We start from the raw sequence: 24,701 nt of genomic DNA, 5'->3' as shown, positions 1-24,701 counted from the left end.
AACTGTTAAATTTTTAGTTCAGCTTAAAATTGATCTGCATTTTTTCTAATTCCTGTAATAATTCAGTCGAAATTTTGATTTTTAACCTTCGACTAGGCATGCTTAATTTGGTAACTACTTTCACTTCTTCTACCTCTTTCACTTCTTGCATCTTAGCTTCGCCAGATCCCGTTTCGCTATCATCATTTTCATCATCAAAAACAGCTTCTCCGCTATCTTCAAATTCACTTGTTGTTTCAACTTCAATCAAACGTTTGACGTTCTCAATTTCCATGATGTCAAAACTAACAGTGTTATCACCTTTATTCTCATTGAATAAATGACTTAATTTATGAATAAATTCAGGCTGAAGATCTTTGATGTTTAACAACAGAATAAGTTTTTTAGCAAAAGCTTCTAAAATATCCTGTAGTTGTCTAATCTCGACAAACTGCATTCTCGGATCTGATTTTTTACCAGTATCGTGATTTACCCAGCCATCTTTTATCAAAATTTTCAGGTAAGCAAAATTATTCTGAATCAGGAAATGACGGAATTTCAAATATTCTTCTCCAAAAATCTTAAACTCATAACTTTCGTCATAACCTTCAAGATTGAATACCGCCCAGCCTTTTCCGTTTTTGGCGACACGATGCTGAACATTATTAATGATTCCGGCAAAGTTTAGATTTTTACCCACATATTCATTCATACTTTTCAAAGCTTCTAATCGGGCATTGCAGAAGTATTTCATTTCAAATCTAAAATCATCTAAAGGATGTCCTGAAATATAAATTCCAACAACTTCTTTTTCTTTGGCGAGTTTTTCCATTGTGCTCCAGTCTTCACACGCAGGAATAATTGGCTCCGCAATCTGCACTTCGCTTGCTTCTCCAAACAAACTTACTTGTGATGAATTTTCATTTTCCTGAAACTTTGATCCATACCGAATTGCTTTTTCATAAAATGTAATTCCGTCGCCATCATCATGAAAATATTGTGCTCTGGTTGTTCCTTCAAAAGAGTCGAAACCACCAGCAAGTATTAAGTTTTCAATCGCTTTTTTATTGGCTGCACGCAAATCAATTCGCTGCGCCAAATCAAAAATCGATTTATATCTTCCGTCTTTTCTGTTTTCTACAATCGTTTCTACAGCTCCAGAACCCACACCTTTAATCGCTCCCATTCCGAAACGAACCGCGTAATCATCGTTTACAGTAAACTTATAGTACGATTCATTTACGTCCGGCCCAAGAACTTGCAATCCCATACGTTTACATTCTTCCATAAAGAAAGAAACCTGTTTGATATCGTTCATGTTATTCGAAAGTACCGCTGCCATATATTCAGCAGGATAATGCGCTTTCAAATAAGCCGTTTGGTACGCAATCCAGGCATAACAAGTCGAGTGCGATTTGTTGAAGGCGTAACTCGCAAAGGCTTCCCAGTCTTTCCAGATTTTCTCCAGAACCTTTGCATCGTGACCTTTTTCTGCCGCTTGTTCTACGAACTTCGGCTTCATTTTATCTAGTACGTCTTTTTGTTTCTTACCCATCGCTTTACGCAAAACGTCGGCCTCACCCTTTGTAAATCCTGCCAAAGACTGAGACAAAAGCATTACCTGCTCTTGGTAAACGGTAATTCCGTAAGTTTCAGATAAATATTCGGCACAAGCATCTAAATCGTATTTGATTTCTTCGTCACCATTTTTTCTTCGAACGAAAGACGGAATATACTCCAAAGGTCCCGGACGATATAATGCGTTCATGGCAATTAAATCTCCAAAAACCGTTGGTTTAAGATCTTTCATGTATTTCTGCATCCCAGGTGACTCGTATTGGAAGATTCCAACTGTTTCACCTCTTTGGAAAAGCGCATACGTTTCTTCATCATCAATCGGAAATGTATCAGGATCTAATTCTTTTCCGGTTCTGTATTTTACCAGTTTTACGGTATCTTTTATCAGCGTAAGGGTCTTCAGACCCAAGAAGTCCATTTTCAGCAATCCGGCACTTTCTGCAACCGAGTTGTCGAACTGTGTTACATATAAATCCGAATCTTTTGCCGTTGTTACAGGAACGTAATTCGTAATATCCGAAGGCGTAATGATTACCCCACAGGCGTGAATTCCCGTGTTACGCATCGATCCTTCAAGGATTTTTGCCTGCTGAATCGTTTCTCCTGCCAAATCATCTTCATTGGCAATCGCGATTAATTCTTTTACGTTATCAAATTCGTCTGAACGAAGGGCTTTTTTGACTTCTTCTTCACTCTCCGAAATAAAACGCGCCAAATTCCATTTTGACGGCATCATTCCCGGAATCAGTTTTGCAATTCTATCGGCTTCAAATAGTGGTAAATCCAATACACGCGCCGTATCACGAATCGCCGATTTGGTTGCCATTTTACCATAAGTGATAATCTGCGCCACCTGTTTTTGACCGTATTTGTTGATTACATAATCCATTACACGTCCACGGCCCTCGTCATCAAAGTCGATATCAATATCGGGCATCGATACACGGTCAGGATTTAGGAAACGCTCAAAAAGTAAGTCATATTTAATCGGGTCAATATTGGTAATTCCGAGACAGTATGCAACGGCAGAACCAGCTGCAGATCCACGACCCGGACCAACCGAAACATCCATTTTTCTGGCTTCGGCGATGAAATCCTGTACAATCAAAAAGTAACCCGGATATCCTGAATTCGAAATCGTTAATAATTCAAAATCCAAACGTTCCTGAATTGATTCGGTTATTACGCCGTATCTTCTTTCAGCCCCTCGCATTGTAAGGTCTCGCAAATAAGCATTTTCACCGCGAACACCATTATCCTTTTCATCTTCTGGATCAACAAATTCTTCTGGAATATCAAATTTCGGAAGTAATACATCGCGGTAAAGCGAATATCCTTCAACCTTATCAATAACTTCCTGAATGTTGATAATTGCTTCCGGCAAATCGGCAAAGAGTTTTTTCATCTCTGCTTCCGACTTGAAATAATATTCCTGATTTGGAAGTCCGTAACGGTAACCACGTCCACGTCCGATAGGTGTTGCCTGCTTTTCACCGTCTTTTACACAAAGTAAAATATCGTGCGCGTTGGCATCTTCTTTATTTAAATAATACGTATTGTTCGTCGCAATTAATTTGACATCGTGTTTTTGCGAAAATTCAATCAGGGTTTTGTTGACACGATTTTCATCTTCCTGATTGTGGCGCATCACTTCTAAATAGAAATCTTCGCCAAATTTTTCTTTCCACCAAATTAAAGCTTCTTCGGCTTGGTTTTCACCGATGTTCAGGATTTTACTCGGAATCTCTCCATATAAATTCCCAGACAGAACCATGATATCTCCTTTATATTGCTCGACAATCTTTCGGTCGATTCTCGGAACATAATAAAATCCGTCTGTATACGCAATCGAAGCCATTTTTGCCAAGTTGTGATAACCGGCTTTATTTTTAGCCATCAAGACAACCTGATAACCGTTGTCTTTTTTACTTTTATCTAAATGATTTTCGCAGATATTAAATTCACAACCTACAATTGGTTTTACCTCCGTTTCTGTTGGCTCTTCTCCTGCTTCAACTAAAGCTTTATTTTTTCCGGAAGCGGCTTTATTGTGGTTCATAACGGCGCTCACAAAATGGAAAGCTCCCATCATGTTTCCTGTATCCGTCATTGCAACAGCCGGCATTCCATTTTTGGCTGCAGCCGCAACAATATTACCAATTCCGATAGTCGATTGAAGCACCGAAAACTGCGTATGATTGTGCAAATGCGCAAATTTTGCTGCTGTAAAATCAGCTTTATCTTCTTCAGAAACAACATTTTGCTGACCTTCTCCAGCTAAAGCTTTAAGCTGTTCTCTGATTTTATCAGAAGCCGCTTTTAAATTAATATGTTTTAAACCAATAAGCTTAAATGGTTCAAAATTTCTTTCCTGAAATTCTTTAAAATATTCCTTCGGAACATCTAATTCTTCTTTGGTAAAAACCTCTCTTCTAACCAATTCCAAGAAACAACGTGTAGTTGCCTCAACGTCGGCAGTTGCGTTGTGCGCTTCCGCGAAAGGCTGATCGAAAAGATAGCTGTGTAATTCGGTCAAAGTCGGAAGTTTGAATTTTCCTCCACGACCTCCAGGAAGCTGTAATAATGAAGCCGTAACTTCGGTACAAGTATCTAGAACCGGCATTGAACTCATTTGAGATTCCACTCCCATTCTATGGAATTCGGCTCCCATAATATTTACGTCGAAACCTAAATTCTGACCGACAATAAATTTGGTTTTGCTTAATGCAATATTGAATTTCTCTAAAACTTCGGCCAGCGAGATACCATCGGCTTCAGCCAATTCAGTCGAGATTCCGTGAATACGTTCGGCATCGTACGGAATATTAAATCCTTCTGGTTTTACCAAATAATCCTGATGTTCGATAAGCTGTCCCATTTCGTCATGCAACTGCCACGCAATTTGTATACAGCGAGGCCAGTTATCAGAATCGGTTATCGGGGCATCCCAGCGTTTTGGTAATCCGGTTGTTTCGGTATCGAATATTAAATACATAGAATTATAAAAAGTCAAATTTTAAAAGTCCAAATTCCAAACTTTTCATATCGCAAAATACTGACAACATGAAGCATAACAAAATGCGAAATGAAAAATGGAAGAAGTTCAAATTTACGTTTTTTTTGTAGAAAGAAAATGGATAATTTCTTAAAACCGCATTCTTATTTATTCATCAGATTTTATCTTAAAATTCATAAAATTTCATAAAAATACACTTCTTGGATGTCGTAGTATTTTGCCTCTTTATTGAATCTAAATAATGGCCAAAAAAGTCCTTTAAAAGACTCAAAAAACTAAAAAAGAATCTTTTTTGATCCGAATTCAAAACTAACAATTATTACTATTTTTATTCAATTTGTTACATTTTTTAGATTAAATCCTTATATTTTGTAGCGATTATGAGATAAATTCGCAAACTATTAAAACAAAAAACAATCAAAGAAAATTAAAGTAAAAAAAGAAAAAGCAAATCTATTTCTTAATCATTTTTCTTTCAAAATTTAAGTTGCAAAAGCAGTTTCGCAATTTGTAAATTAGTTTGGGTATCGTATATAATGAAATATCGAAATTGACGCTTTTCTATCTTTTTTTACTTTTGTTTTGCTATTATAATGAACAGGGAATTGCTGTGGTTATAGAAATTACAATTAAAAAAAATAAAAATGAGTAAGACATTATTTGACAAAGTATGGGATTCACATGTAGTGCGTAAAATTGAAGATGGACCAGATGTGTTTTTTATTGACCGCCATTTCATTCATGAAGTTACGAGTCCTGTTGCTTTTTTAGGATTAAAATCAAGAGGCGTTAATGTGTTATACCCACAACGTACTTTTGCAACTGCTGACCACAATACACCAACCATAAACCAACATTTACCAGTTCAGGATCCTCTTTCTGCTAATCAGCTTCAGGCTCTTGAAGACAATGCTAACGAATACGGAATTTCGCACTGGGGATTAGGTCACCAAAAAAATGGAATTGTACACGTAGTAGGTCCTGAAAACGGAATTACTTTGCCAGGTGCTACTATTGTATGTGGAGATTCGCATACGTCTACTCACGGTGCTTTTGGAGCTATCGCTTTTGGTATCGGAACGTCTGAGGTTGAAATGGTGCTTTCTACTCAATGTATTATGCAGCCTAAACCAAAGAAAATGCGTATTAACGTAAATGGTAAATTGAGCAAAGGTGTTGGTCCAAAAGACGTTGCACTTTATATTATTGCGCAATTAACTACTTCTGGAGGAACAGGTTATTTTGTTGAATATGCTGGTGATGTTTTTGAAAACATGACAATGGAAGGTCGTATGACAGTTTGTAATTTAAGTATCGAAATGGGTGCTCGTGGAGGAATGATTGCTCCTGACCAAACTACTTTCGATTTCCTTGAAGGAAGACTTTACGCTCCAAAAGGAGAAGCTTGGACAAAAGCTGTTGAATACTGGAAAACTTTAAAAACTGATGCTGATGCTGTTTTTGATGCTGAATTAAACATCAAAGCTGAAGACATCGAACCAATGATTACTTATGGTACAAACCCTGGAATGGGAATTGGTATCACAAAACATATCCCAAGTGCAAACCAAGTTGAAGGCGGTGAGGAAACTTACAAAAAATCTTTGGCTTATATGGGCTTCCACGAAGACGACGTAATGATCGGAAAACAAATCGATTATGTATTCTTAGGAAGTTGTACAAACGGACGTATTGAAGATTTTAGAGCTTTCGCTGAAATCGTAAAAGGAAGAAAAAAAGCAGATAATGTTACCGCTTGGTTAGTTCCGGGTTCTCACGTTGTTGAAGCACAGATTAAAGAAGAAGGAATTTTAGATATTCTAACTGAAGCTGGTTTCGTATTACGTCAGCCGGGTTGTTCTGCTTGTTTAGCAATGAATGATGATAAAGTTCCTGCTGGAAAATACGCAGTAAGTACTTCAAACAGAAACTTTGAAGGTCGTCAAGGTCCTGGTTCAAGAACGCTTCTTGCAAGTCCAATTATGGCTGCAGCAGCTGCGGTTACAGGAAAACTAACAGATCCAAGAGAATTATTTTAATTCCCGCTGTAAGCTTTAAGCAATAGGCTTTAAGCTAAAAATTCAATACAAAAATCAATGCTGTAGAAAAAAGCCTAAAGCTTATAGCCTACAGCCTAAAGCAAAAAACAATGGCATACGATAAATTTACTATACTTACCAGCAGTGCAGTGCCACTGCCAATTGAGAACGTCGATACAGATCAAATCATCCCAGCTCGTTTCTTAAAAGCTACAAAACGTGAAGGTTTTGGAGACAACCTTTTTAGAGACTGGAGATATAACGGAGACGATACTCCAAAAGCTGATTTCGTTTTAAACGATTCAACTTACTCTGGAAAAATTCTTGTTGGAGGAAAAAACTTCGGTTCTGGATCTTCTAGAGAGCACGCTGCGTGGGCAGTTTACGATTACGGTTTTAGAGCTGTAGTTTCTAGTTTCTTTGCTGATATCTTCAAAGGAAACTGTTTGAATATTGGTGTTTTGCCGGTACAAATCAGCCCAGAATTTGCTGAAACTATTTTCAAAGCGATTGAAGCTGATCCAAAAACAGAATTAGAAATCAATCTTCCAAACCAAACAATCACTTTATTATCAACTGGTCAGCAAGAATCTTTTGCTATCAACGGATACAAAAAGAACAATATGATTAATGGTTTTGACGACATTGATTATTTACAAGATATGAAGGAAGATATTAAAGCTTTTGCTGATAAACTTCCTTACTAAACACAACCAACTCAAACGCAGTTACGCAAGTTTCAACCTTAAAGTTGGACTTCGTAACTGCTTTTAATTTAATTCTGATAAAAATCTCTAAGATGAATGACAACAGCATTGTTTTACCAAAATTTTATTCTGAAATTAAAAATGATTCTGAAAAAATTTCGTTTTCAATGCCGTCTGATTTACAAACAGGAAGTTTTCTTAGAACATTAATTGCAACAAAAAAAGACGGACATTTTTTAGAATTAGGAACAGGAACCGGATTATCACTTGCGTGGATGATTGAAGGAATGAGCGAAAATTCGAATTTAATTTCGATTGACAATTCCTCAGAATATCAAAACATTGCAAAAAAATATTTTCAAAAATCAAATGTTTCATTTGTCTGTGAAGATGCCGAAAAATGGATTTTAAATTATAAAGACAAAAAGTTCGATTTAATTTTTGCCGATGCATGGCCAGGAAAATATGTCGTTTTAGAAGAAACATTAAACTTATTAAACCCAGGCGGAATTTATTTAATTGATGATATGTTGCCACAAAAAAACTGGCCCGTAAACCATGATAAAAATGTCGAAAGACTTATTCAGGATTTAGAAAACAGAAACGACATTCAATTAACGAAAATGTGCTGGTCAACAGGTTTAATTCTGATCACAAAAAAATAAAACAGCATCTGACTTATACTCAAAAGCTAACAATATAATAATGGAAAAAAGAAAAATTGAAATAATGGATACGACACTTCGTGATGGTGAACAAACCTCAGGAGTTTCATTTTCTGCTGCAGAAAAATTAACCATTGCGCAATTATTGTTGGAGGAATTAAATATTGATAGAATCGAAATTGCTTCGGCTCGCGTTAGCGAAGGAGAATTTCAAGCCGTAAAGGGCATTACCACTTGGGCGGAAGAACGTGGCTACATTGACCGAATCGAAGTTCTAACTTTTGTTGACGGCGGAGTTTCCATTGAATGGATGAAAAAAGCGGGTGCAAAAGTGCAGAATTTATTGACCAAAGGTTCAATGAATCACTTAACACATCAGTTAAAGAAAACCCCAGAGCAACACTTTTCTGAAATCGCAAATATCATTGCTTTAGCAAAAGAAAATAATATTGAAACCAATGTTTATTTAGAAGATTGGAGCAACGGAATGCGAAATTCTCAGGATTATGTTTTTCAATTTTTGGATTTCTTGTCGACGCAGCCAATAAAAAGAATTTTACTCCCTGATACTTTGGGCGTATTAATTCCGTCTTTGGCTTTTGAATTTATTTCAAAAATAAGAGCAAAATATCCTAATATTCATTTTGATTTCCATGCGCATAACGATTACGATTTAAGCGTTGCCAATGTTATGGAAGCCATAAAAGCCGGTATAAACGGACTTCACGTAACCGTAAACGGAATGGGAGAACGCGCCGGAAATGCACCGCTTGAAAGTACTGTCGCTGTTATAAATGATTATCTTCCAGAAGTTAGCATCAATATTAAAGAGACTTCTTTGTATTCGGTAAGCAAATTGGTTGAAACTTTTACAGGATATAGAATTCCTGCTAACAAACCGATTGTTGGAGATAATGTTTTTACGCAAACTGCAGGAATCCATGCTGATGGAGATAATAAAAACAATTTATATTTTAATGATTTGCTTCCGGAACGTTTTGGAAGAAAAAGAAAATACGCCCTCGGAAAAACTTCAGGAAAAGCCAATATCGAAAAAAATCTTCAAGAATTAGGTTTAAAACTAAACAACGAAGATTTAAAATTGGTTACCCAAAGAATTATCGAACTGGGCGACAAAAAAGAAACCGTAACAAAAGAAGATCTTCCATACATTATTTCAGATGTTTTGGACAGTCATACTTACGAGGAAAAAATAAAAATCGAGTCCTATATATTAGTACACTCAAAAGGAATGCGTCCGTCGACGACTTTGTGTTTAAAATTTGGTGATGAAATCATCGAAGAAAATGCACAAGGCGACGGTCAGTTTGATGCTTTTATGAATGCTTTATCAAAAATTTACAAAAGCAAAAAACTTACACTTCCCAAATTAATTGATTACGCCGTGAGAATCCCACCAGGAAGTAGTTCTGATGCGTTATGTGAAACCATTATTACATGGGTCAACAACGAAAAAGAATTCAAAACCCGCGGATTAGACTCAGATCAAACCGTTGCAGCGATTATTGCAACGCAGAAAATGTTGAACGTAATAGCCTAAGATACTAAGTTACTAAGATTCTAAGTTGCTAAGATTTTTCTTTGAACTTAGAATCTTAGTAACTCAGAATCTTAAAAAAACTAAGCCAATAAGAATAAAAAACTTAGAATCTTAGCAACTTAGAACCTTAGAATCTTAAATAACATATAGAATGAAATTAAACATAGCCCTTTTAGCCGGAGACGGAATCGGACCAGAAGTAATAAATGAAGCTGTAAAAGTATCTGATGCTATTGCACAAAAATTTGGACATGAAATTACCTGGAAACCAGCCTTAACCGGTGCTGCTGCAATTGATGCAGTAGGTGAACCTTATCCAGATTCAACACACGAAGTTTGTAAAAATGCTGATGCCGTTCTTTTTGGAGCGATTGGCCACCCTAAATATGATAACGATCCATCTGCACCTGTAAGACCAGAACAAGGTTTGTTAAAAATGCGTAAAGCATTGGGTCTATTCGCAAATGTAAGACCTACTTTTACGTTCCCTTCATTATTAGATAAATCTCCTTTAAAAAGAGAAAGAATTGAAGGAACTGATTTGGTTTTCTTGAGAGAATTAACTGGCGGAATTTACTTTGGAGAAAAAGGTAGAAAAGACAACGGAGATACTGCTTATGACAACTGTGTTTACACAAGAGCCGAAGTACAGCGTTTAGCTAAAAAAGGTTTCGAATTAGCCATGACACGTTCTAAAAAATTATGCTGCGTTGACAAAGCAAACGTTTTGGAGACTTCACGTTTATGGAGAGAAACAGTTCAGGCAATGGAAAAAGACTATCCAGAAGTTGAAGTTAGCTACGAATTTGTTGATGCTGTTGCTATGCGTTTGGTTCAATGGCCAAACTCTTATGATGTATTAATTACAGAAAACTTATTTGGAGATATCTTAACAGACGAAGCTTCTGTAATTTCTGGTTCAATGGGATTAATGCCTTCAGCATCTATGGGAGCTGAAGTATCTTTGTTTGAGCCGATCCACGGTTCTTATCCACAAGCTACCGGATTGAACATTGCTAACCCAATGGCTACTATTTTATCTGCCGCTATGATGTTCGAAAACTTCGGATTGATGGAAGAAGGAAAAGCAATGAGAGACGCTGTAAACAAAGCTTTAGAAGCGGGAGTAGTTACTGAAGATTTAGCTAACGGAGGCAAAGCATACGGTACCAAAGAAGTTGGTGACTGGTTGGCAGCAAATGTATAATATTTTTATCGTAGAGGCGCACTGCAGTGCGTCTCCTCGGTATGTTAGACGCACTGCAGTGCGCCTCTACAGAATAAATTACCACACAAAAAAAGGGATCAACGTTCGTTGATCCCTTTTATATATTTAGAAAAAAATATTAATATCCTCCTCTGTTACCACCACGGTCATTTCCACCACGGTTGTTTCCGTAACCTCCGCGAGAATCACCTCCACGGTTGTTATTGAAGCTTCTTCTTTCACCTTCAGGTTTTGGTTCAGATTTATTTACAACAATTGTACGACCTTGAACAGTAGCTCCGTTCAATTCATCAATTGCTTTTTGAGCTTCAGCATCGTTTGGCATCTCTACGAAACCAAAACCTTTGCTTCTTCCAGTAAATTTATCAGTGATAATTTTAACTGAATCTACTGCTCCGTAAGCCTCGAAAGACTCTCTTAAATCTGCTTCCTCAATACTGAATGGAAGGCTTCCAACAAAAATGTTCATATGTACTTATTTATAATAATGTAGCAAATGTAGTCTTATTTTTCTGTAATCTACTATATATTAGTTTATTTATGTTTTTATTTTGATTTTTTTAAACCATTCATAAAAACTACCTAATTAGAACCAAAAACCGACTTTATTCGTTGGAACTAATCGGAATTTTATAAAAAACACCTTCTGTAAAACTGGTTTTTGTCGTTTCACCTTCTGTCGAATCTTCATTTATTGCTGTAAATTTGAAAGTCCCTGAAACAGTATTAGTTTCAGTATTATACTCAGTAATAACAATTTGCCCGATCCCTTTTTCTGTATTAGTAGAATATTGCACTTTCTGCGCTAAAAAGTCATTCGTGTAATAGGCCGATGAAACGCTGTCTTTTCCCAAAAGATAGGTTTGTGGAGTAACCGAAGCAATTTGCAGAACCACTTTTTCAGTTCCTACATAACTTTCGATAATTACGTTACCATTTTCAATCAAATGAGCTGTAAAATTAGTTGAACGCCAAAAAGTATTATCTTTTAAACCCTGAAATACTGAATTATTAGACATTATATCTTCGGTACAAGATATAGAGAGAAAAAGTAGTGCTAAAAAACACACGATTTTTTTCATTAGAAGGAAATTTTGGTGCAAAAATACCTTATTTGCTGTGAAAAATTAAAAATTTACGGTGCAAAGCATCAAAAAATTAGCAAAAACCTATATTAGAGATATTTTACATCTATTAAAACGTATAAATTAATAAAAAAATTATATCTTTGCGCCCTTAATTAACAGAGGTCGAGTACCTCAAAATTTAATCATACGATTATGTCAGTAAAAATTAGATTACAAAGACACGGTAAAAAAGGAAAACCTTTTTACTGGGTTGTAGCTGCAGATGCACGCTCAAAAAGAGATGGTAAATACTTAGAGAAAATCGGTACTTACAATCCAAACACTAACCCAGCAACTGTTGAGTTAAACCTTGACAGCGCAGTAAAATGGTTGCACAATGGTGCTCAACCAACTGATACTGCTAGAGCTATCCTTTCTTACAAAGGTGCTTTATTGAAACACCACCTTGATGGAGGTATCCGCAAAGGAGCTTTAACTCAAGAGCAAGCAGACGCTAAATTAGCAGCTTGGTTAGAGGCAAAAGCTGGAAAAGTTGATGCTAAAAAAGATGGTTTATCTAAAGCGCAAGCTGATGCTAAAGCAAAAGCTTTAAAAGCAGAACAAGAAGTTAACGCTAAGCGTTTAGCTGCTGCAGCTCAGGCTGAAGCTGATGCTATCGCTGCTGCACAAGCTGCTGAGGCTACTGAAGAAGTTGCTGAAGTTGAAGCTGCAACTGAAGAAGCTCCTGCTGCTGAAGAGAATAACGAAACAACTGAAGCATAATTTTACTTAGCGATAATGCGTAAAGAAGAATGTTTTTATTTAGGTAAAATCGCTAAAAAATTTAGTTTCAAAGGTGAAGTTCTGATCTATTTAGACACGGACGAACCTGAGTTATACGAAAATCTGGAATCAGTGTTTGTTGAACACAACAAACACTTGGTTCCTTTTTTTATTGAAACTAGTTCCTTACACAAAAACGACTTTCTGAGAGTTCGTTTTGAAGATGTAAATACCGAAGAAGATGCAGATGCCCTAGTTGGAAATGCCGTCTATCTTCCTTTAACCATGTTGCCAAAACTTTCCGGCAACAAATTCTATTTCCACGAAGTTATTGGTTTCGAAATCGAAGATCAACGTTTAGGTGTTTTCGGAAAAATTACTTCTATTAATGATTCTACTGCTCAACCACTTTTTGAAGTTTTGAACGGTGAAGTTGAAATCTTAGTTCCAATGATTGATCATTTTCTTGTAAAAATTGATCGCGAGAACAAAAAAGTTATCATGAACCTTCCTGAAGGATTGGTGGAAATGTACTTGTAAAAAGTTTTCAGTTTTCAGTCACAGTTTTCAGCTGTGTGCTTTCTCAAATATTTACTTAAATTTTTCAGCAATGTCTGTATTCAGTTTTAAGCAATTTTCTATTCGACAAGACAAAACCGCTATGAAAGTTGGTACTGATGGCGTTTTATTAGGTTCTTGGGCTCCAATAAATCATAATCCTTTTAGTGTTTTAGACATTGGTGCAGGAACCGGCATTATAGCTTTAATGCTGGCACAGCGAACTCATGCTGAACAAATTGACGCGCTAGAAATTGATGAAGATGCTTACGAACAGGCTGTAGAAAATTTTGAAAATTCTCCTTGGGGCGATCGATTGTTTTGTTTTCATGCAGGTTTAGATGAATTTATTGAAGAACCGGAAGACGAATATGATTTAATCGTTTCAAATCCGCCTTTTTATGCTGAAGACTATAAAACCGAAAACGAACAACGTGATTTAGCACGTTTTCAAGATGCAATGCCTTTTGAAGAAATTGTTGAAGCTGCTGATTTACTTTTATCTGAAAACGGAATTTTAGCTATAATTATTCCATTCAAAGAAGAAGAAAAATTTATCGCTTTGGCAAAAGAAGCGGAATTATATCCAATAAAAATTACACGTGTTAAAGGAACTCCAAAATCAGAAATCAAGCGTAGTTTATTGGCTTTTAGCCGAAATAAGATTTCTGAAATTGAAATCGATGAACTAATTATCGAAATTGACAGACACGTTTATACACCTGAATATATCGAATTAACTAAAGATTTTTATTTAAAGATGTAAAAAAACATCTTTGTCAAAGTTTGAAACTTTGACAAAGATTATATGTCTTTATTTACCATTTTTAGCATAAAGAATTGCTCTTTCCAAAACTTCATCTCTGCCTTGCTGAATTCCTAAAATAGTTGGTTCTACCTGAATGTCTGGCACAATTCCTATTCGTTGTGTTTCTTTTTTATTTGGATAGAAAACCCCATAAGTAGTAAATGAAGTCCAGATACCTTTTATGATTTCAAATCTATAATTTGCTCCATCCGAGCCCGCTGTCTGACTTCCAATTATAGTGGTTTTTGGAGCAACTTTTAATGTCATAGCAGTAAATTCAGAGTGACTTATTGATTTTTCATTCACTAAAAGAATTACATTTCCTTTAAAATAATCGGGATTAATTTTCCCACAAGGTTCATCTGCTTTTCTCCAAATATAACGTCCGGGAGTACTTAAATCAGCATCAATTGATTTTACAAAATCTCGTGGTTCCGGATTCAAATATTCTGCAATTGCAAAATTAGTTCCCTGAGGGTAATTACGAATATCAAAAATAATAGCATTAGCATTTTTAAACTTTTCCATCATAACTGAAACATCATCCGGAGTTAATACAGCCAAATTAGCATAACCAATATTATTTTCTAACAATTTATATTTTTCACTATTGTTCTCGTAATTAATATTTAAATCTTTATACTCATACTTATTTATTGTCTTTTTTTCCGCTTTATTATTTCTTATAAATTCAATTTCACTAAGATTCGTGCGGCTGTAAAAAATTGGGTATTCATTATTTAAAATAGCACCATAATTGGACCCTTCTATATATTTTTGATTGTCTTTTATAAGATCCCCAATTGATTTTCCTTCTATTTTAGTAATAACATCTCCTATTCTAATATCGTTTATTTTGCATAAAGATTCGTTTTTGAATCCGGTAACAACTGCTTTATCATCAATAATTTTAACATCAAAAGAAATCCCATGACGCCCAAAAATATCAAATAATTTATTTGCCCCAAATAAAGCATGTGTATCATTTAGTTTTGCACTAAATTCTTTTAAAGACAAATAATAATCTGCTTCTGAAACTGGATTAATTGTTCTTGGCAAAAATTCAATTAAAGTCAAATCCCAACTTTGATCCATTTGATATTTGTACGGAAAAAAGTACTCAACATAATTCCAAAAACGAAATAAAAGCAAAAGTCGAAAATTTTTGTCTTTATCATTAAATTCTGCATATTCAACTTCATTTCTAAACTCAATTCCCGGACCAACATAATATTGTTTTCCCTGGATCTTATTTTGTTCAATAAATTTAAGCTTTTCGGAAAGACTCTTAGAAAACAACGCTGCATTTTGTGCCCAGGAAAGATCAAAATTTTTATCAAAATAATCAATTTCTTCATTTGATTTTTCAGCTTTATACGCTTTTATTTTCCCTAAAGAAGAAATCCATTTTTCTATAGCATTCGAGAATTCTACATCTGTTTTTGCCTGTTCTATTTTTGGTAATATTTTAAAAAGCTCTTCATCCCAATTTCTGCTTCCGTCAGCGACATTAGGATGATAATACTTTAAAAACCCCCAGACTTTACAGGTTGCTGCCAGTTTTTGGGTTTCGCTTATTGGTTTTGAAAATGAATTTTGGAATAATAATACAAAAAGAATTAGTAATGTTTTTTTCATTTAATAAATTGGTTATGTTTTGGTTGATAGTTTTGGGGTCGTTGTTAAACTTGTTCAAATATACTTTTAAACTGATATAAAATTCTTTCGATTAAACGTAGATCTTCAGTAACAATTTCGGCACTTCCTTTCATTTCCTGCTGAAAAGTAATCAGTTTGTTATACGATGTTTTTAATCCGTTTGGCAAAGCAACGTCTATAAGAAGATTTCCATCTTTATCTGGCACCAATGAAATATTTTTGATTTCACCTTTCAGAACTCCAAACTCTCTGTCGGGATAATTTGCGAGACGAATATTAACACGCTGTCCTACTTTTATTTTTCCTGAATTTAAAGCCGGTGCTTTTACCTTTCCGATGAAACCGTTTTTTGCATCCGGAATAATGGTAAAAACATTATCGCCCACATTTATGGTCTGATTCTCTGTCCAAACCTGCAAAAAAGTAACCACGCCACTTATAGAAGATTTTAAAGCATAGGCCAGTTCCCAGTCTTTAATTACTTTTTTTAGCTGGTAAAAAGATTGTGCCATATTTCTTCCCAGATTAACCTCTTCTTTAGTACTGTTAATCTGCGAATTCTGACTTGATTTTGTATTGTCAATCAAAGAGGATTTCAATTGAGAAATCGACGACAAAAGGCTTCTGTAATTCTTCTGCGCCTGAAGGAAATTCAGTTTTTTAATCTCCATTTCCTGGGCAGAAATAATTCCTTTATTGAATAAAACTTCAAATCGGGCAATTTCGTTTTTTTGAAGTTCCAACTCGCCTTCATTGATTGTTTTTTGTTGTTGCAAAATGTCTAATCGTTCCTGAATTTGAATTTTCTCTGAATATTGCGCTCTGCTTTCGACAGCAAAAGGATGTAAATCTTCGTTTAATTTTTGAGCCTGATAATCTTTTTGAAAAACAGCATACGCACTTTCTATTTCGCCTAATTGTGCATTTTTTAACTGTGCAAACGGAAACTCGCTTTTAGGATCAGCAATATTGTAAGCGTCTACAATTTTCTTTAGTAAAAAAACATCTTTATAATTAGCTGTATTTTCGATAATCGCCAATGTACTATTTTTTGCAATTACTGCTTTATCTTCTACCAAAATCGTTTCAATACGACCAGAAGATTTGGCAACAATTTTCTCCGGCGGAATATTGGTTGTAATAAGGATTTCAGTTTTTACAACATCCGGATATTTTATAAACCAGGAAACAAAAAACAACATCAGAATGATGACAAATATTAACACAGTCCCCCATCTGATCATCCAGTGCGGCACTTTAGTTAGAATATCCTGAACTTCTTCACTTCTAAGTTCAAATTTAGTATTGTCTTCAGCCATGATTTAATTCCCTAGTTGCAATTGATTTTTAACGAGTTCGAAATAACTTCCTTTTTGTTCAATCAGTGTTACGTGATTTCCAATTTCGATAATTTTCCCTTTATCCAAAACCACAATCTGATCTGCATTCATAACTGTACTTAATCGATGCGCAATTACGATCACGGTCTTGTTTTTGAAAAACAAATCCAGTTTCTGCATAATTTCTTTTTCATTATTCGCATCCAATGCCGAAGTTGCTTCATCAAAAAACAATACTTCAGGATTTTTATAAACTGCTCTTGCAATCAGTAATCGCTGCTTTTGTCCGGTACTCATCCCCACTCCTTCGGCTCCAATTTTAGTATTATAACCCAGAGGCAAACCGCTTACATATTCTTTTATATTGGCAACATCCGCAGCATAAACCAATCTTTCTTTGTCAATTTTATCAACGCCAATTGCAATATTATTTGCAATAGTATCGCTAAATACAAATCCTTCCTGCATTACAGCTCCAATATTTGAACGCCAGGCTTTCTGAGAAATATTTGAAAGTTGGGCATTTCCAATAGTGATTTCACCTTTTTCAGGTTCATAAAACTTAAGAAGCAATTTCATTAAAGTTGTTTTTCCGCTTCCGCTAACGCCAACTATCGCGGTAACTTTGTTTGCCGGAATAATCAGGCTTAAATCACTTAAAACCGGAATATCAGATCCTAAATAGCGATATGAAAGGTTTTTTATTTCAATATCTGAATCATAAGGAACATCATTTGTCTGATGAATTTCCTGCTGCGTTTCGTCTTCCTTTTCGTGAATTTCAGACAATCTCGCCAAAGAAATTTTAGCATCCTGAAGTTCTCTCACAAATTCAATTAGCTGCGTAATCGGGCCATTTAAACTTCCCACTATCGAACTAATTGCGAGCATCATTCCCAGCGTAATAGAACCGTCGATAACCAATTTTGCAGACAAGAATATGATGAAAATATTTTTTAATTCATTAATTACCGATGATCCAATGGTTTGAGTTTGTTCTAAAACCAGTCCTTTTATTGAAACTCTGAAAAGTCTTGCCTGCACATATTCCCAACCCCAGCGTTTTTGTTTTTCGGCGTTATGAAGCTTTATTTCCTGCATACCATTAATGAGCTCCATAACTTTACTTTGCTCTTGAGAAACTTCTGCAAATCGCTTATAGTCGAGGATTTCCCTTCTTTTTAAAAACAAGGTTATCCATCCAAAATAAAGCAGACTTCCAACAAAAAAAACAAAGAATATCTGCAGATTGAAATAGGCCAAAACCGCGCCCATCACAAACATATTAATTACAGAAAAAAGCACATTTAAAGATGAAGTAGTCAGGATTCGCTCAATTCTGCGATGATCATTGATGCGCTGCATAATATCTCCCGTCATTCTGACATCAAAAAAGGAAATAGGCAGATTCATTAATTTGATAAAGAAATCTGAAATTAATGCAATATTTATTCGGGTAGAAAGATGCAACAATATCCAGCTTCTTATAAGTTCTAAACCGGTTTTTCCGGCAAATAGAAATAACTGCGCAAACAGAATTAAATAAATAAAATGAATATTCTGGTTTTGTATTCCGACATCGACAATACTCTGTGTCAGGAAAGGAAAAATTAGCTGCAATAAACTACTGGCCAATAAGCCAATACTCAACTGTATTAGAAATGATTTATAACGAAAAACATACTGAAACAAAAGCCCAAAACCCAGACCTTTATTATCTTCCTTATCAAAATCAGATTGAAAAAACTTTGGTGTTGCCTCTATCAATAGTGCAACTCCTTCTTTTGTTTGATCGTCAGCATTGTTTCCGATCCAGAATTTTAAAAAGTCTTCTCTATTGTATTCAATTAAACCAAAAGCAGGATCAGAGATGTAATAAATTCCTTTTTTGATTTTGTAAAGTACGACGTAATGATTTTTATTCCAATGCAAAATACAGGGAAGAGGCGCTTCGTTGAGTCTTTCGGCACTTAATTTTACACCTAATGTTCTAAAACCAATTTTTTCTGCGGCATCACTTAAAAAAAGCAAATTGCTTCCTTCACGAGTTGTTTCACTTATGTCTCTCAACTCCTGTATGTTGATTGTTTTGCCGTAATGTTTTGCAACAATTTTTAAACATGTGGGGCCACAATCTTTAAAATCTGCCTGTTTGTAATTGGTAAATTTTTTCAATCCTTAATTTGGGTTTAGCAACAGCAATTTATACAAAAATTCTTAAAAATGAACCATTAATTCAAAGAGACTGAATTTTTAATTTTTGGTTCTAAATATTTTTATTAAAAACAAAAAAGCTTTGCTGAAACAACAAAGCTTTGTAAAATAAATATGTAAAAGTTTATTGTGGCAAATTACAATTTTCTTCAATTGCAGCTCTGCAGTCATCGCTTCCAATAATAATAGCAGCAAGGATATTGGTATCCGGACAATAGCAGGCGAAAGCGCCAATTCCGCCGCCGTTAATACTTTTCTTTTCTTCGACAGTTAAAATTTCAACTCCTTCAAGATTTTTTAATTTTTTCATAATGTAGGTTTTTATTAATTGTTTTTTGATTTGCTCTACTTCAGTGATTAATGACAGCTGAAGCCCTGTCTTTTCGGGGAGATATTCTTCGTAGTAATTTTATTACTATTTTGATTTTGGAGAAAAAAAAGAGAGAACTAATTCCTCTCTATTCCTATTTTCGATAATATACTTTTTTCTCTAGGAGGTGGCACTTGTTTGACCCTAACCAAATAAAATCAATCCAAGTGACCAGTTATCCTGAGAATCCCGACACCAATCATCAATGTTGGGATATTTGCTCAATGTTCCACGATCGAGCGCCTATACTTTAAAAAAAACATGACTAAATTTTAAAAAGGCTTTATATTGTATATCTATCTTTTAATTTTAAAATTAACAGCAAAGACGATCTGAATCGCAAATGCCTGCTTCTGTATTTATCGGACAAACACCACCATTGGGTATCAAAATACATCCGGCTTCTATGGCATAAATCCAACATTCAGGAATTCCTCCTCCTATGTTCTTTTGCTCAGTCTTACTGATTCTCTGAGACCCGCTTAAATTAAGTAATTGTTTTATCATCGCTTTTCACTATTTTGGGTTAACAATCAGCTTTTTTTATAATCATTTAGGTATAAAACCAGACTTAAAATTTAGAACGTATCAGTAAAATATATTTTCAAATTTTACTTATTTGTACATTGTCTATCACCATCAGCCACTGCATAATGTTCTCCTGCTTTAACGGGTGCATTTGTGTCAGTGCTATCACAAGGAACTTCTCCAAAAATTGATTTTTGCTCGCTTGTTGTCAGCTTTTCAGCTCCTTCCAGGTTTAAAATTCTTTTTAACATAACATATTTATTAAAATCAATACTTCAATTATTTTTAAGACACTTGAAGCTTTCTGTCTTTGCCGAAACGATATTTATCTTTAGGCTATTTTTTCAAGAACTGTTTCTTTCTCTTCAGTAAAATCATTCAGAAAACACTTCAATTCGTTTAATTCGTATTCACTTGGAAACAACTTCTCATTTACAATTTTCACGGGAGTGTAATTAAAATTGTTTTTTGAGCACCATTCATATTGTTTGTTTATTTCCTGAATGGTCATCATACTGACATTTTCAACATGCCATTTTTTAAGCCACTTTTTAAGATTCATCCTTTTTATATACCAATCTGAAATAGCTTCAACCGTTTTTCCCGGTGTTGATCTGTTAATCGTTAAAAGTCTTTCGACAACAGTTTTGTATGGATTATCAGCATTTTCCGGATTTACATTAAATAAAATACTTAGAAAGATTTTATCCGGGAATTTTAAAACCAAATCGAATGCTTCCTTAAATGTTTTATAACAATGTCCACAACTCGGACTTAAAATTATTGTCAATTTTACAACCGCATTACGATTACCAAAACTCAATCCTCTTAAATCGTCAAAACCGTGCGTATAAGTAACTTTTTTAGAAAGAAAGTTCAACAACGAATAGTTTCTTTTGAATTTTTTTAAGTCTTTCAATGAATTTTCATTCTCCAAAATATTTTTCAAATGCCCTTTTATTACTAACCAAATTGGCATTAAAACAATAAATGAGAATAGAAAAGGAAAAATATTTTCAAAGCTAAATGAGAGCGTAAACAAATCTGATGCAAACCAGATAAGACTTTGTACAAAAATCAGAAATGAAACCGCTAAACACATTGTACACCATTTTTGAATCTCGAATTTCTGAATCCAAATTGACGATACAATTATTGGGATTGCTAATAAACTTAAAAATCCAATAAAAATTGATGACTCTAAAGGGCGTATAAGAATTGCGATTAAACTCGAGCTAAAAAACAACAATGGCAAATCTGAAAAATTGAAAAGCCAATTTTGATTTCCTTCATTAAAATTTATAACTGAGTTACAAGATGAATTGGAACTCAGATTACAAAATTTTGAAATGAAACTATTATTGAAACCTAACTTTTCCTGAACGATCAAAACACTGACAACCAAACCAAATGTCGATGTAATCAAGAAAATAAGACTGAATAAACTATACGGATTGTAAAAAAATGAAAGTCCTGTTAGCAAAACAAAAGGAAGAAAATATTTCAGCCAATTGTATTCGATTTTTAAATTCTCTCTGGAGATGGTCGTATTTGGCTCGATAGCAACAATTACACCATTCCAGTCCAAAAGGAATTTCTCATAAGGAATTTTTTGCATCCCTTTTTTTACCGTAGTGATACGAACGTAATTTTTAAATTTTTCAACGACTGAAAGTTCATCTTTGAAATAAGCCAAAAAGTTTTCCGGCAAATCGACGATCTGTTCTTTCGAAACTCTTACGGCAGCATTCTCTATCGACAACAAATCCAGCGAATCTGTTATCGCAAACAAGCTTGGATAATTTGGATGAGAAAGAAACAAATCTTTGAACTCATTTTTAATCTCCGAGTACTTGTTTATCTGAAGAAATTTTTGAACCAGTTTCAACATTTTTTTCGAATCGTTTAGTGCTTAATTACACTGCAAAGATTGGTGATTTTATTTAAAAAAAACGGGGGTATATACACATTTTATCAATTATACTACATACAATTTATAAATTATGCCTGTCAAAACACCACAACAACTACACTGAATATCAGATAATTACACTCAAAAAAGCGATACAAAAACCGTCAAAACCCAAATGTCGACCAAGGGTTTTGCTTTTTCTCTAGCTTTGACATATCAGTAATACAGATAGATAAAAAAGGAAAGATTTAAGGTTAAAAACTGAAGATTTTAAGGCTTAAAAATCATCAGAAAAAAGACAAAAATCTTTCATAAAAAGCAGTTTTTGATTCAAAATTTTAACCCGTAAAAAAGTACAAAATTAAAAGAAATTGAAACACTAAATAATAGAATAAAAGCACTAAATAAAAAATTTAAAAATCAAATTATAATCAATTCATCATGAAAAATAACAAAATGAAATTCGAAGATTTTGCAACAGACGTATTAACAAAAACGCAACAAAAAGCTGTTCGTGGCGGAGATGAAACTCCAATTGATCCAAAGAATGATCCATCAAAAGGAGGTAACAACGGAAACGGATAATATATAAAATCACATTATAATCAACTTATCATGAAAAATAACAAAATGAAATTCGAAGATTTTACAACAGACGTATTAACAAAAACACAACAAAAAGCTGTTCGTGGCGGAGATGAAACTCCAATTGACCCAAAAAACGACCCAAGTAAGGGAGGCAATAACGGGAACGGATAATATATAAAGCCCTCAAATAAAATATTCCGCAAATGATCCGATTTTCACAGGATCATTTGCGGAATATTATTTTCGAAACAATTACAAGTTTTAGTAACTCCTAAAATTTCCTACCTATATATAATACTATCAGAATTAAATATTGCTTGCAAACTGCGCCGGCGAAACTCCCGTTCGTTTACGAAATGATTTTGCAAACGAAACTGCGTTTTTAAATCCTACACTTTCTGCAATTGCCTGAGTAGAATATTTACGATACATATGATTGGTGATCATTTCATTAATCACATAATTAATCTTAAGTTCATTCGAGTATTCACCAAAAGATTTTCCGAATCGTTTATTTACAACATAAGATAAATAGGTTGTATTTGTCTTAATCTTTTTAGCTACATAAGGAAGCGTAAAATCAGCATTTAAATATTCCAGTTTGTTTTCCAGCGCCAATAATTTTTCTACAATTTTATTTTCTTTAGCTTCATCAATGCTCAAATTGGCATTTTCTTTTTTGAGCTGTACTTCTTCTAAATCTTCAGTTTCAACTGCTTCAACTACAACTGGGTTTTCTTTTTTCTCTAAATTCGCTTTAAACTCTTCAATTAAAGCATTCATTTTTTTGTGCGCCTTATTTTTATCTCTTATATTCTTTATAAGAGAAAATATAATTCCAACAACCAAGAGAACATAGAATACTTTTAGTGCTTTATTCCATAAAACTTCATTTCTATATTTTTCCTGAATACTTTCCATTTCAGTACCAAGATCTTCAACACCAAGCTTATAATTTACTTCCAGGGCTTCTTCTCTTAATTTGGTTTCTGATTTTTCATAAGTATCCAAATAAATTTTAGAATGTATATAGGCCTTTTCAGGCTCATTCATAATGTTATAAATCTTGGCCTGTAAATAATTCGACTTTAAATAATTTGCGTCTAAAGTTTTATTTTTCAAAGAAATAGAATCTACTTTCTTAAAACATATTAATGCTTTATCATATTTTTTACTCCAAAAATACAAGTCACCTAAATTGTAATTAGCAGCTTGAAATAAGACTTCAGAATTATTCTGTTTCGATAGAAATAAAATGTCAAAATAAGTTTTTTCAGCATTTACCAAATCTTTTTTTACCAAATAGATATTACCCAAACTCATCTTGGCGGCAATTTTATTACTTGCAAAATTTTCAGAATAAGTAACTGCCTTCTTATAAAAGTACTCTGCAGAATCCAATAAATGCATCTTGTCGCGATTCTTCATATAATACCCTTCATATGAACTACCCAAATCCATATTAATGTTACTCTTGCTGTTTTGAAACTGATCCTTGGAATATACGTTTTCATTTTTATTAATGAAATCGTTATTTTGCCTCAAATTCCTGATTGCCAATTGGTAATTTCCAATTTCTTCATTTATAAGTGCAATATTACTTTTGAATTTCACCATTTGAATCACATCATTGACTTCTGTCGAAAATTTGACTCCTTTTTGATAATTATCAAGCGCTTTTCCCAAATTACCCCTTTTCCATTCTGTTAAACCTCTATAATTAAAGACGTAACCGGTAAGTTTAGTTTTTTCAGAAGATGCAGGCATTTTATCCAAATGAGAAATTGCAGCTTTATAATTTTCATCAGATTTAGCTACATTTCCTTTAATTTGGTATAAATAGGAAGCAGCACTATAAGCAAATGCCAAATGCTTATCGTCAGTAGATTTCATCAATTTTACCGTATATGCCAAACCTGTATCGGCATTAGAATTCATGCTAAACCGAATTTTATCTTGCAGGTCTAAGTATTCCTGCTCGCTAATCTGAGTTTTCTGTGCAAACCCAGTAGCAAAAACAAGAAAAAGTAAAAAAGAGATGATTAGCCTCATTTATTTGTTTTTGGTATTCAAAAATAACTTATATATTTTCAATAAACTA

20 protein-coding genes are annotated in these 24,701 nt (G+C 34.2%); 10 read left to right on the top strand and 10 right to left on the bottom strand.

Annotation, left to right across the window (positions count from 1 at the left end; genetic code table 11):
• Nucleotides 1–13: 13 nt before the first annotated feature.
• Nucleotides 14–4,552, bottom strand: coding sequence for a DNA polymerase III subunit alpha (gene dnaE, locus BD847_RS09425; protein WP_115888022.1), 4,539 nt, complete (start codon nucleotides 4,550–4,552; stop codon nucleotides 14–16).
• Between the two features lie 665 nt (nucleotides 4,553–5,217).
• Between dnaE and leuC the strand changes: the two genes are divergently transcribed.
• The 5 genes from leuC (at nucleotide 5,218) to leuB (ending at nucleotide 10,752) form a co-directional block, all read left to right on the top strand.
• Complete coding sequence (leuC, locus tag BD847_RS09420) at nucleotides 5,218–6,612, top strand: 3-isopropylmalate dehydratase large subunit (RefSeq protein WP_115888021.1); 1,395 nt, start codon at nucleotides 5,218–5,220, stop codon at nucleotides 6,610–6,612.
• A gap of 110 nt (nucleotides 6,613–6,722) precedes the next feature.
• Complete coding sequence (leuD, locus tag BD847_RS09415; RefSeq protein WP_095929714.1) at nucleotides 6,723–7,319, top strand: 3-isopropylmalate dehydratase small subunit; 597 nt, start codon at nucleotides 6,723–6,725, stop codon at nucleotides 7,317–7,319.
• 92 nt (nucleotides 7,320–7,411) lie between these two features.
• The gene (locus BD847_RS09410; RefSeq protein WP_115888020.1) at nucleotides 7,412–7,984 is read left to right on the top strand and encodes an O-methyltransferase; all 573 of its coding nucleotides are present in this window, start codon (nucleotides 7,412–7,414) and stop codon (nucleotides 7,982–7,984) included.
• A gap of 40 nt (nucleotides 7,985–8,024) precedes the next feature.
• Entirely contained in the window at nucleotides 8,025–9,545 is a 1,521-nt protein-coding gene (locus BD847_RS09405; RefSeq protein ID WP_115888019.1) for an alpha-isopropylmalate synthase regulatory domain-containing protein, read from the top strand.
• A gap of 151 nt (nucleotides 9,546–9,696) precedes the next feature.
• The gene (leuB, locus tag BD847_RS09400; protein ID WP_115888018.1) at nucleotides 9,697–10,752 is read left to right on the top strand and encodes a 3-isopropylmalate dehydrogenase; all 1,056 of its coding nucleotides are present in this window, start codon (nucleotides 9,697–9,699) and stop codon (nucleotides 10,750–10,752) included.
• A gap of 139 nt (nucleotides 10,753–10,891) precedes the next feature.
• On the opposite strand, the gene BD847_RS09395 is transcribed toward leuB, so the two are convergent.
• Together BD847_RS09395 and BD847_RS09390 are read right to left on the bottom strand one after the other, a co-directional pair.
• Complete coding sequence (locus tag BD847_RS09395; protein WP_089053747.1) at nucleotides 10,892–11,242, bottom strand: RNA recognition motif domain-containing protein; 351 nt, start codon at nucleotides 11,240–11,242, stop codon at nucleotides 10,892–10,894.
• 136 nt (nucleotides 11,243–11,378) lie between these two features.
• Nucleotides 11,379–11,855, bottom strand: coding sequence for a DUF6252 family protein (locus tag BD847_RS09390; RefSeq protein WP_115888017.1), 477 nt, complete (start codon nucleotides 11,853–11,855; stop codon nucleotides 11,379–11,381).
• 198 nt (nucleotides 11,856–12,053) lie between these two features.
• On the opposite strand from BD847_RS09390, the gene BD847_RS09385 reads away from it, so the two are divergent.
• The 3 genes from BD847_RS09385 to BD847_RS09375 all read left to right on the top strand — a co-directional run bounded on the left by BD847_RS09385 (nucleotide 12,054) and on the right by BD847_RS09375 (nucleotide 13,947).
• Nucleotides 12,054–12,623 (top strand): 30S ribosomal protein S16, encoded by a 570-nt coding sequence (locus BD847_RS09385; protein ID WP_115888016.1) that lies wholly within the window; start codon nucleotides 12,054–12,056, stop codon nucleotides 12,621–12,623.
• A gap of 15 nt (nucleotides 12,624–12,638) precedes the next feature.
• Nucleotides 12,639–13,163, top strand: coding sequence for a ribosome maturation factor RimM (rimM, locus tag BD847_RS09380; RefSeq protein WP_115888015.1), 525 nt, complete (start codon nucleotides 12,639–12,641; stop codon nucleotides 13,161–13,163).
• Nucleotides 13,164–13,233: 70 nt separating this feature from the next.
• Nucleotides 13,234–13,947, top strand: a complete 714-nt coding sequence (locus tag BD847_RS09375; protein ID WP_115888014.1) for a tRNA1(Val) (adenine(37)-N6)-methyltransferase — start codon at nucleotides 13,234–13,236, stop codon at nucleotides 13,945–13,947.
• A 48-nt stretch (nucleotides 13,948–13,995) separates the two neighbouring features.
• On the opposite strand, the gene BD847_RS09370 is transcribed toward BD847_RS09375, so the two are convergent.
• The 6 genes from BD847_RS09370 to BD847_RS09350 all read right to left on the bottom strand — a co-directional run bounded on the left by BD847_RS09370 (nucleotide 13,996) and on the right by BD847_RS09350 (nucleotide 21,991).
• Nucleotides 13,996–15,627, bottom strand: coding sequence for a S41 family peptidase (locus tag BD847_RS09370; protein WP_115888013.1), 1,632 nt, complete (start codon nucleotides 15,625–15,627; stop codon nucleotides 13,996–13,998).
• A 44-nt stretch (nucleotides 15,628–15,671) separates the two neighbouring features.
• Nucleotides 15,672–16,967 carry an HlyD family secretion protein gene (locus BD847_RS09365; protein ID WP_115888012.1) on the bottom strand — a complete coding sequence of 432 codons (1,296 nt, stop codon included), beginning with the start codon at nucleotides 16,965–16,967 and terminating at the stop codon, nucleotides 15,672–15,674.
• A gap of 3 nt (nucleotides 16,968–16,970) precedes the next feature.
• On the bottom strand, nucleotides 16,971–19,163 hold the full coding sequence (locus tag BD847_RS09360) for a peptidase domain-containing ABC transporter (protein ID WP_115888011.1): 2,193 nt from the start codon (nucleotides 19,161–19,163) through the stop codon (nucleotides 16,971–16,973).
• A 163-nt stretch (nucleotides 19,164–19,326) separates the two neighbouring features.
• The gene (locus BD847_RS09355) at nucleotides 19,327–19,512 is read right to left on the bottom strand and encodes a hypothetical protein (protein ID WP_115888010.1); all 186 of its coding nucleotides are present in this window, start codon (nucleotides 19,510–19,512) and stop codon (nucleotides 19,327–19,329) included.
• A 671-nt stretch (nucleotides 19,513–20,183) separates the two neighbouring features.
• Nucleotides 20,184–20,351 carry a hypothetical protein gene (locus tag BD847_RS20835; protein WP_167443843.1) on the bottom strand — a complete coding sequence of 56 codons (168 nt, stop codon included), beginning with the start codon at nucleotides 20,349–20,351 and terminating at the stop codon, nucleotides 20,184–20,186.
• An 80-nt stretch (nucleotides 20,352–20,431) separates the two neighbouring features.
• A complete protein-coding gene (locus tag BD847_RS09350; RefSeq protein ID WP_115888009.1) occupies nucleotides 20,432–21,991 on the bottom strand; it encodes a vitamin K epoxide reductase family protein in 1,560 nt (519 codons plus the stop codon).
• A 462-nt stretch (nucleotides 21,992–22,453) separates the two neighbouring features.
• Between BD847_RS09350 and BD847_RS09345 the strand changes: the two genes are divergently transcribed.
• Nucleotides 22,454–22,597 carry an rSAM-modified peptide gene (locus BD847_RS09345; RefSeq protein ID WP_115888008.1) on the top strand — a complete coding sequence of 48 codons (144 nt, stop codon included), beginning with the start codon at nucleotides 22,454–22,456 and terminating at the stop codon, nucleotides 22,595–22,597.
• A 30-nt stretch (nucleotides 22,598–22,627) separates the two neighbouring features.
• Entirely contained in the window at nucleotides 22,628–22,771 is a 144-nt protein-coding gene (locus tag BD847_RS09340; RefSeq protein WP_115888007.1) for an rSAM-modified peptide, read from the top strand.
• A 135-nt stretch (nucleotides 22,772–22,906) separates the two neighbouring features.
• On the opposite strand, the gene BD847_RS09335 is transcribed toward BD847_RS09340, so the two are convergent.
• Nucleotides 22,907–24,652 carry a helix-turn-helix domain-containing protein gene (locus BD847_RS09335; RefSeq protein ID WP_115888006.1) on the bottom strand — a complete coding sequence of 582 codons (1,746 nt, stop codon included), beginning with the start codon at nucleotides 24,650–24,652 and terminating at the stop codon, nucleotides 22,907–22,909.
• Nucleotides 24,653–24,701: the final 49 nt, after the last annotated feature.

It is taken from the genome of Flavobacterium cutihirudinis (assembly GCF_003385895.1).
Classification (GTDB): domain Bacteria; phylum Bacteroidota; class Bacteroidia; order Flavobacteriales; family Flavobacteriaceae; genus Flavobacterium; species Flavobacterium cutihirudinis.
The sequence above is the reverse complement of the archived record's forward strand: the minus strand, read 5'-3'. Positions and strand labels throughout refer to the sequence as shown.

What these genes read in the sequence shown, in the direction of transcription:
- dnaE (WP_115888022.1), bottom strand. Translation starts at nt 4,552, where the DNA reads ATGTATTTAATATTCGATACCGAAACAACCGGATTACCAAAACGCTGG.
- leuC (WP_115888021.1), top strand. Translation starts at nt 5,218, where the DNA reads ATGAGTAAGACATTATTTGACAAAGTATGGGATTCACATGTAGTGCGT.
- leuD (WP_095929714.1), top strand. Translation starts at nt 6,723, where the DNA reads ATGGCATACGATAAATTTACTATACTTACCAGCAGTGCAGTGCCACTG.
- BD847_RS09410 (WP_115888020.1), top strand. Translation starts at nt 7,412, where the DNA reads ATGAATGACAACAGCATTGTTTTACCAAAATTTTATTCTGAAATTAAA.
- BD847_RS09405 (WP_115888019.1), top strand. Translation starts at nt 8,025, where the DNA reads ATGGAAAAAAGAAAAATTGAAATAATGGATACGACACTTCGTGATGGT.
- leuB (WP_115888018.1), top strand. Translation starts at nt 9,697, where the DNA reads ATGAAATTAAACATAGCCCTTTTAGCCGGAGACGGAATCGGACCAGAA.
- BD847_RS09395 (WP_089053747.1), bottom strand. Translation starts at nt 11,242, where the DNA reads ATGAACATTTTTGTTGGAAGCCTTCCATTCAGTATTGAGGAAGCAGAT.
- BD847_RS09390 (WP_115888017.1), bottom strand. Translation starts at nt 11,855, where the DNA reads ATGAAAAAAATCGTGTGTTTTTTAGCACTACTTTTTCTCTCTATATCT.
- BD847_RS09385 (WP_115888016.1), top strand. Translation starts at nt 12,054, where the DNA reads ATGTCAGTAAAAATTAGATTACAAAGACACGGTAAAAAAGGAAAACCT.
- rimM (WP_115888015.1), top strand. Translation starts at nt 12,639, where the DNA reads ATGCGTAAAGAAGAATGTTTTTATTTAGGTAAAATCGCTAAAAAATTT.
- BD847_RS09375 (WP_115888014.1), top strand. Translation starts at nt 13,234, where the DNA reads ATGTCTGTATTCAGTTTTAAGCAATTTTCTATTCGACAAGACAAAACC.
- BD847_RS09370 (WP_115888013.1), bottom strand. Translation starts at nt 15,627, where the DNA reads ATGAAAAAAACATTACTAATTCTTTTTGTATTATTATTCCAAAATTCA.
- BD847_RS09365 (WP_115888012.1), bottom strand. Translation starts at nt 16,967, where the DNA reads ATGGCTGAAGACAATACTAAATTTGAACTTAGAAGTGAAGAAGTTCAG.
- BD847_RS09355 (WP_115888010.1), bottom strand. Translation starts at nt 19,512, where the DNA reads ATGAAAAAATTAAAAAATCTTGAAGGAGTTGAAATTTTAACTGTCGAA.
- BD847_RS20835 (WP_167443843.1), bottom strand. Translation starts at nt 20,351, where the DNA reads ATGTTAAAAAGAATTTTAAACCTGGAAGGAGCTGAAAAGCTGACAACA.
- BD847_RS09350 (WP_115888009.1), bottom strand. Translation starts at nt 21,991, where the DNA reads ATGTTGAAACTGGTTCAAAAATTTCTTCAGATAAACAAGTACTCGGAG.
- BD847_RS09345 (WP_115888008.1), top strand. Translation starts at nt 22,454, where the DNA reads ATGAAAAATAACAAAATGAAATTCGAAGATTTTGCAACAGACGTATTA.
- BD847_RS09340 (WP_115888007.1), top strand. Translation starts at nt 22,628, where the DNA reads ATGAAAAATAACAAAATGAAATTCGAAGATTTTACAACAGACGTATTA.
- BD847_RS09335 (WP_115888006.1), bottom strand. Translation starts at nt 24,652, where the DNA reads ATGAGGCTAATCATCTCTTTTTTACTTTTTCTTGTTTTTGCTACTGGG.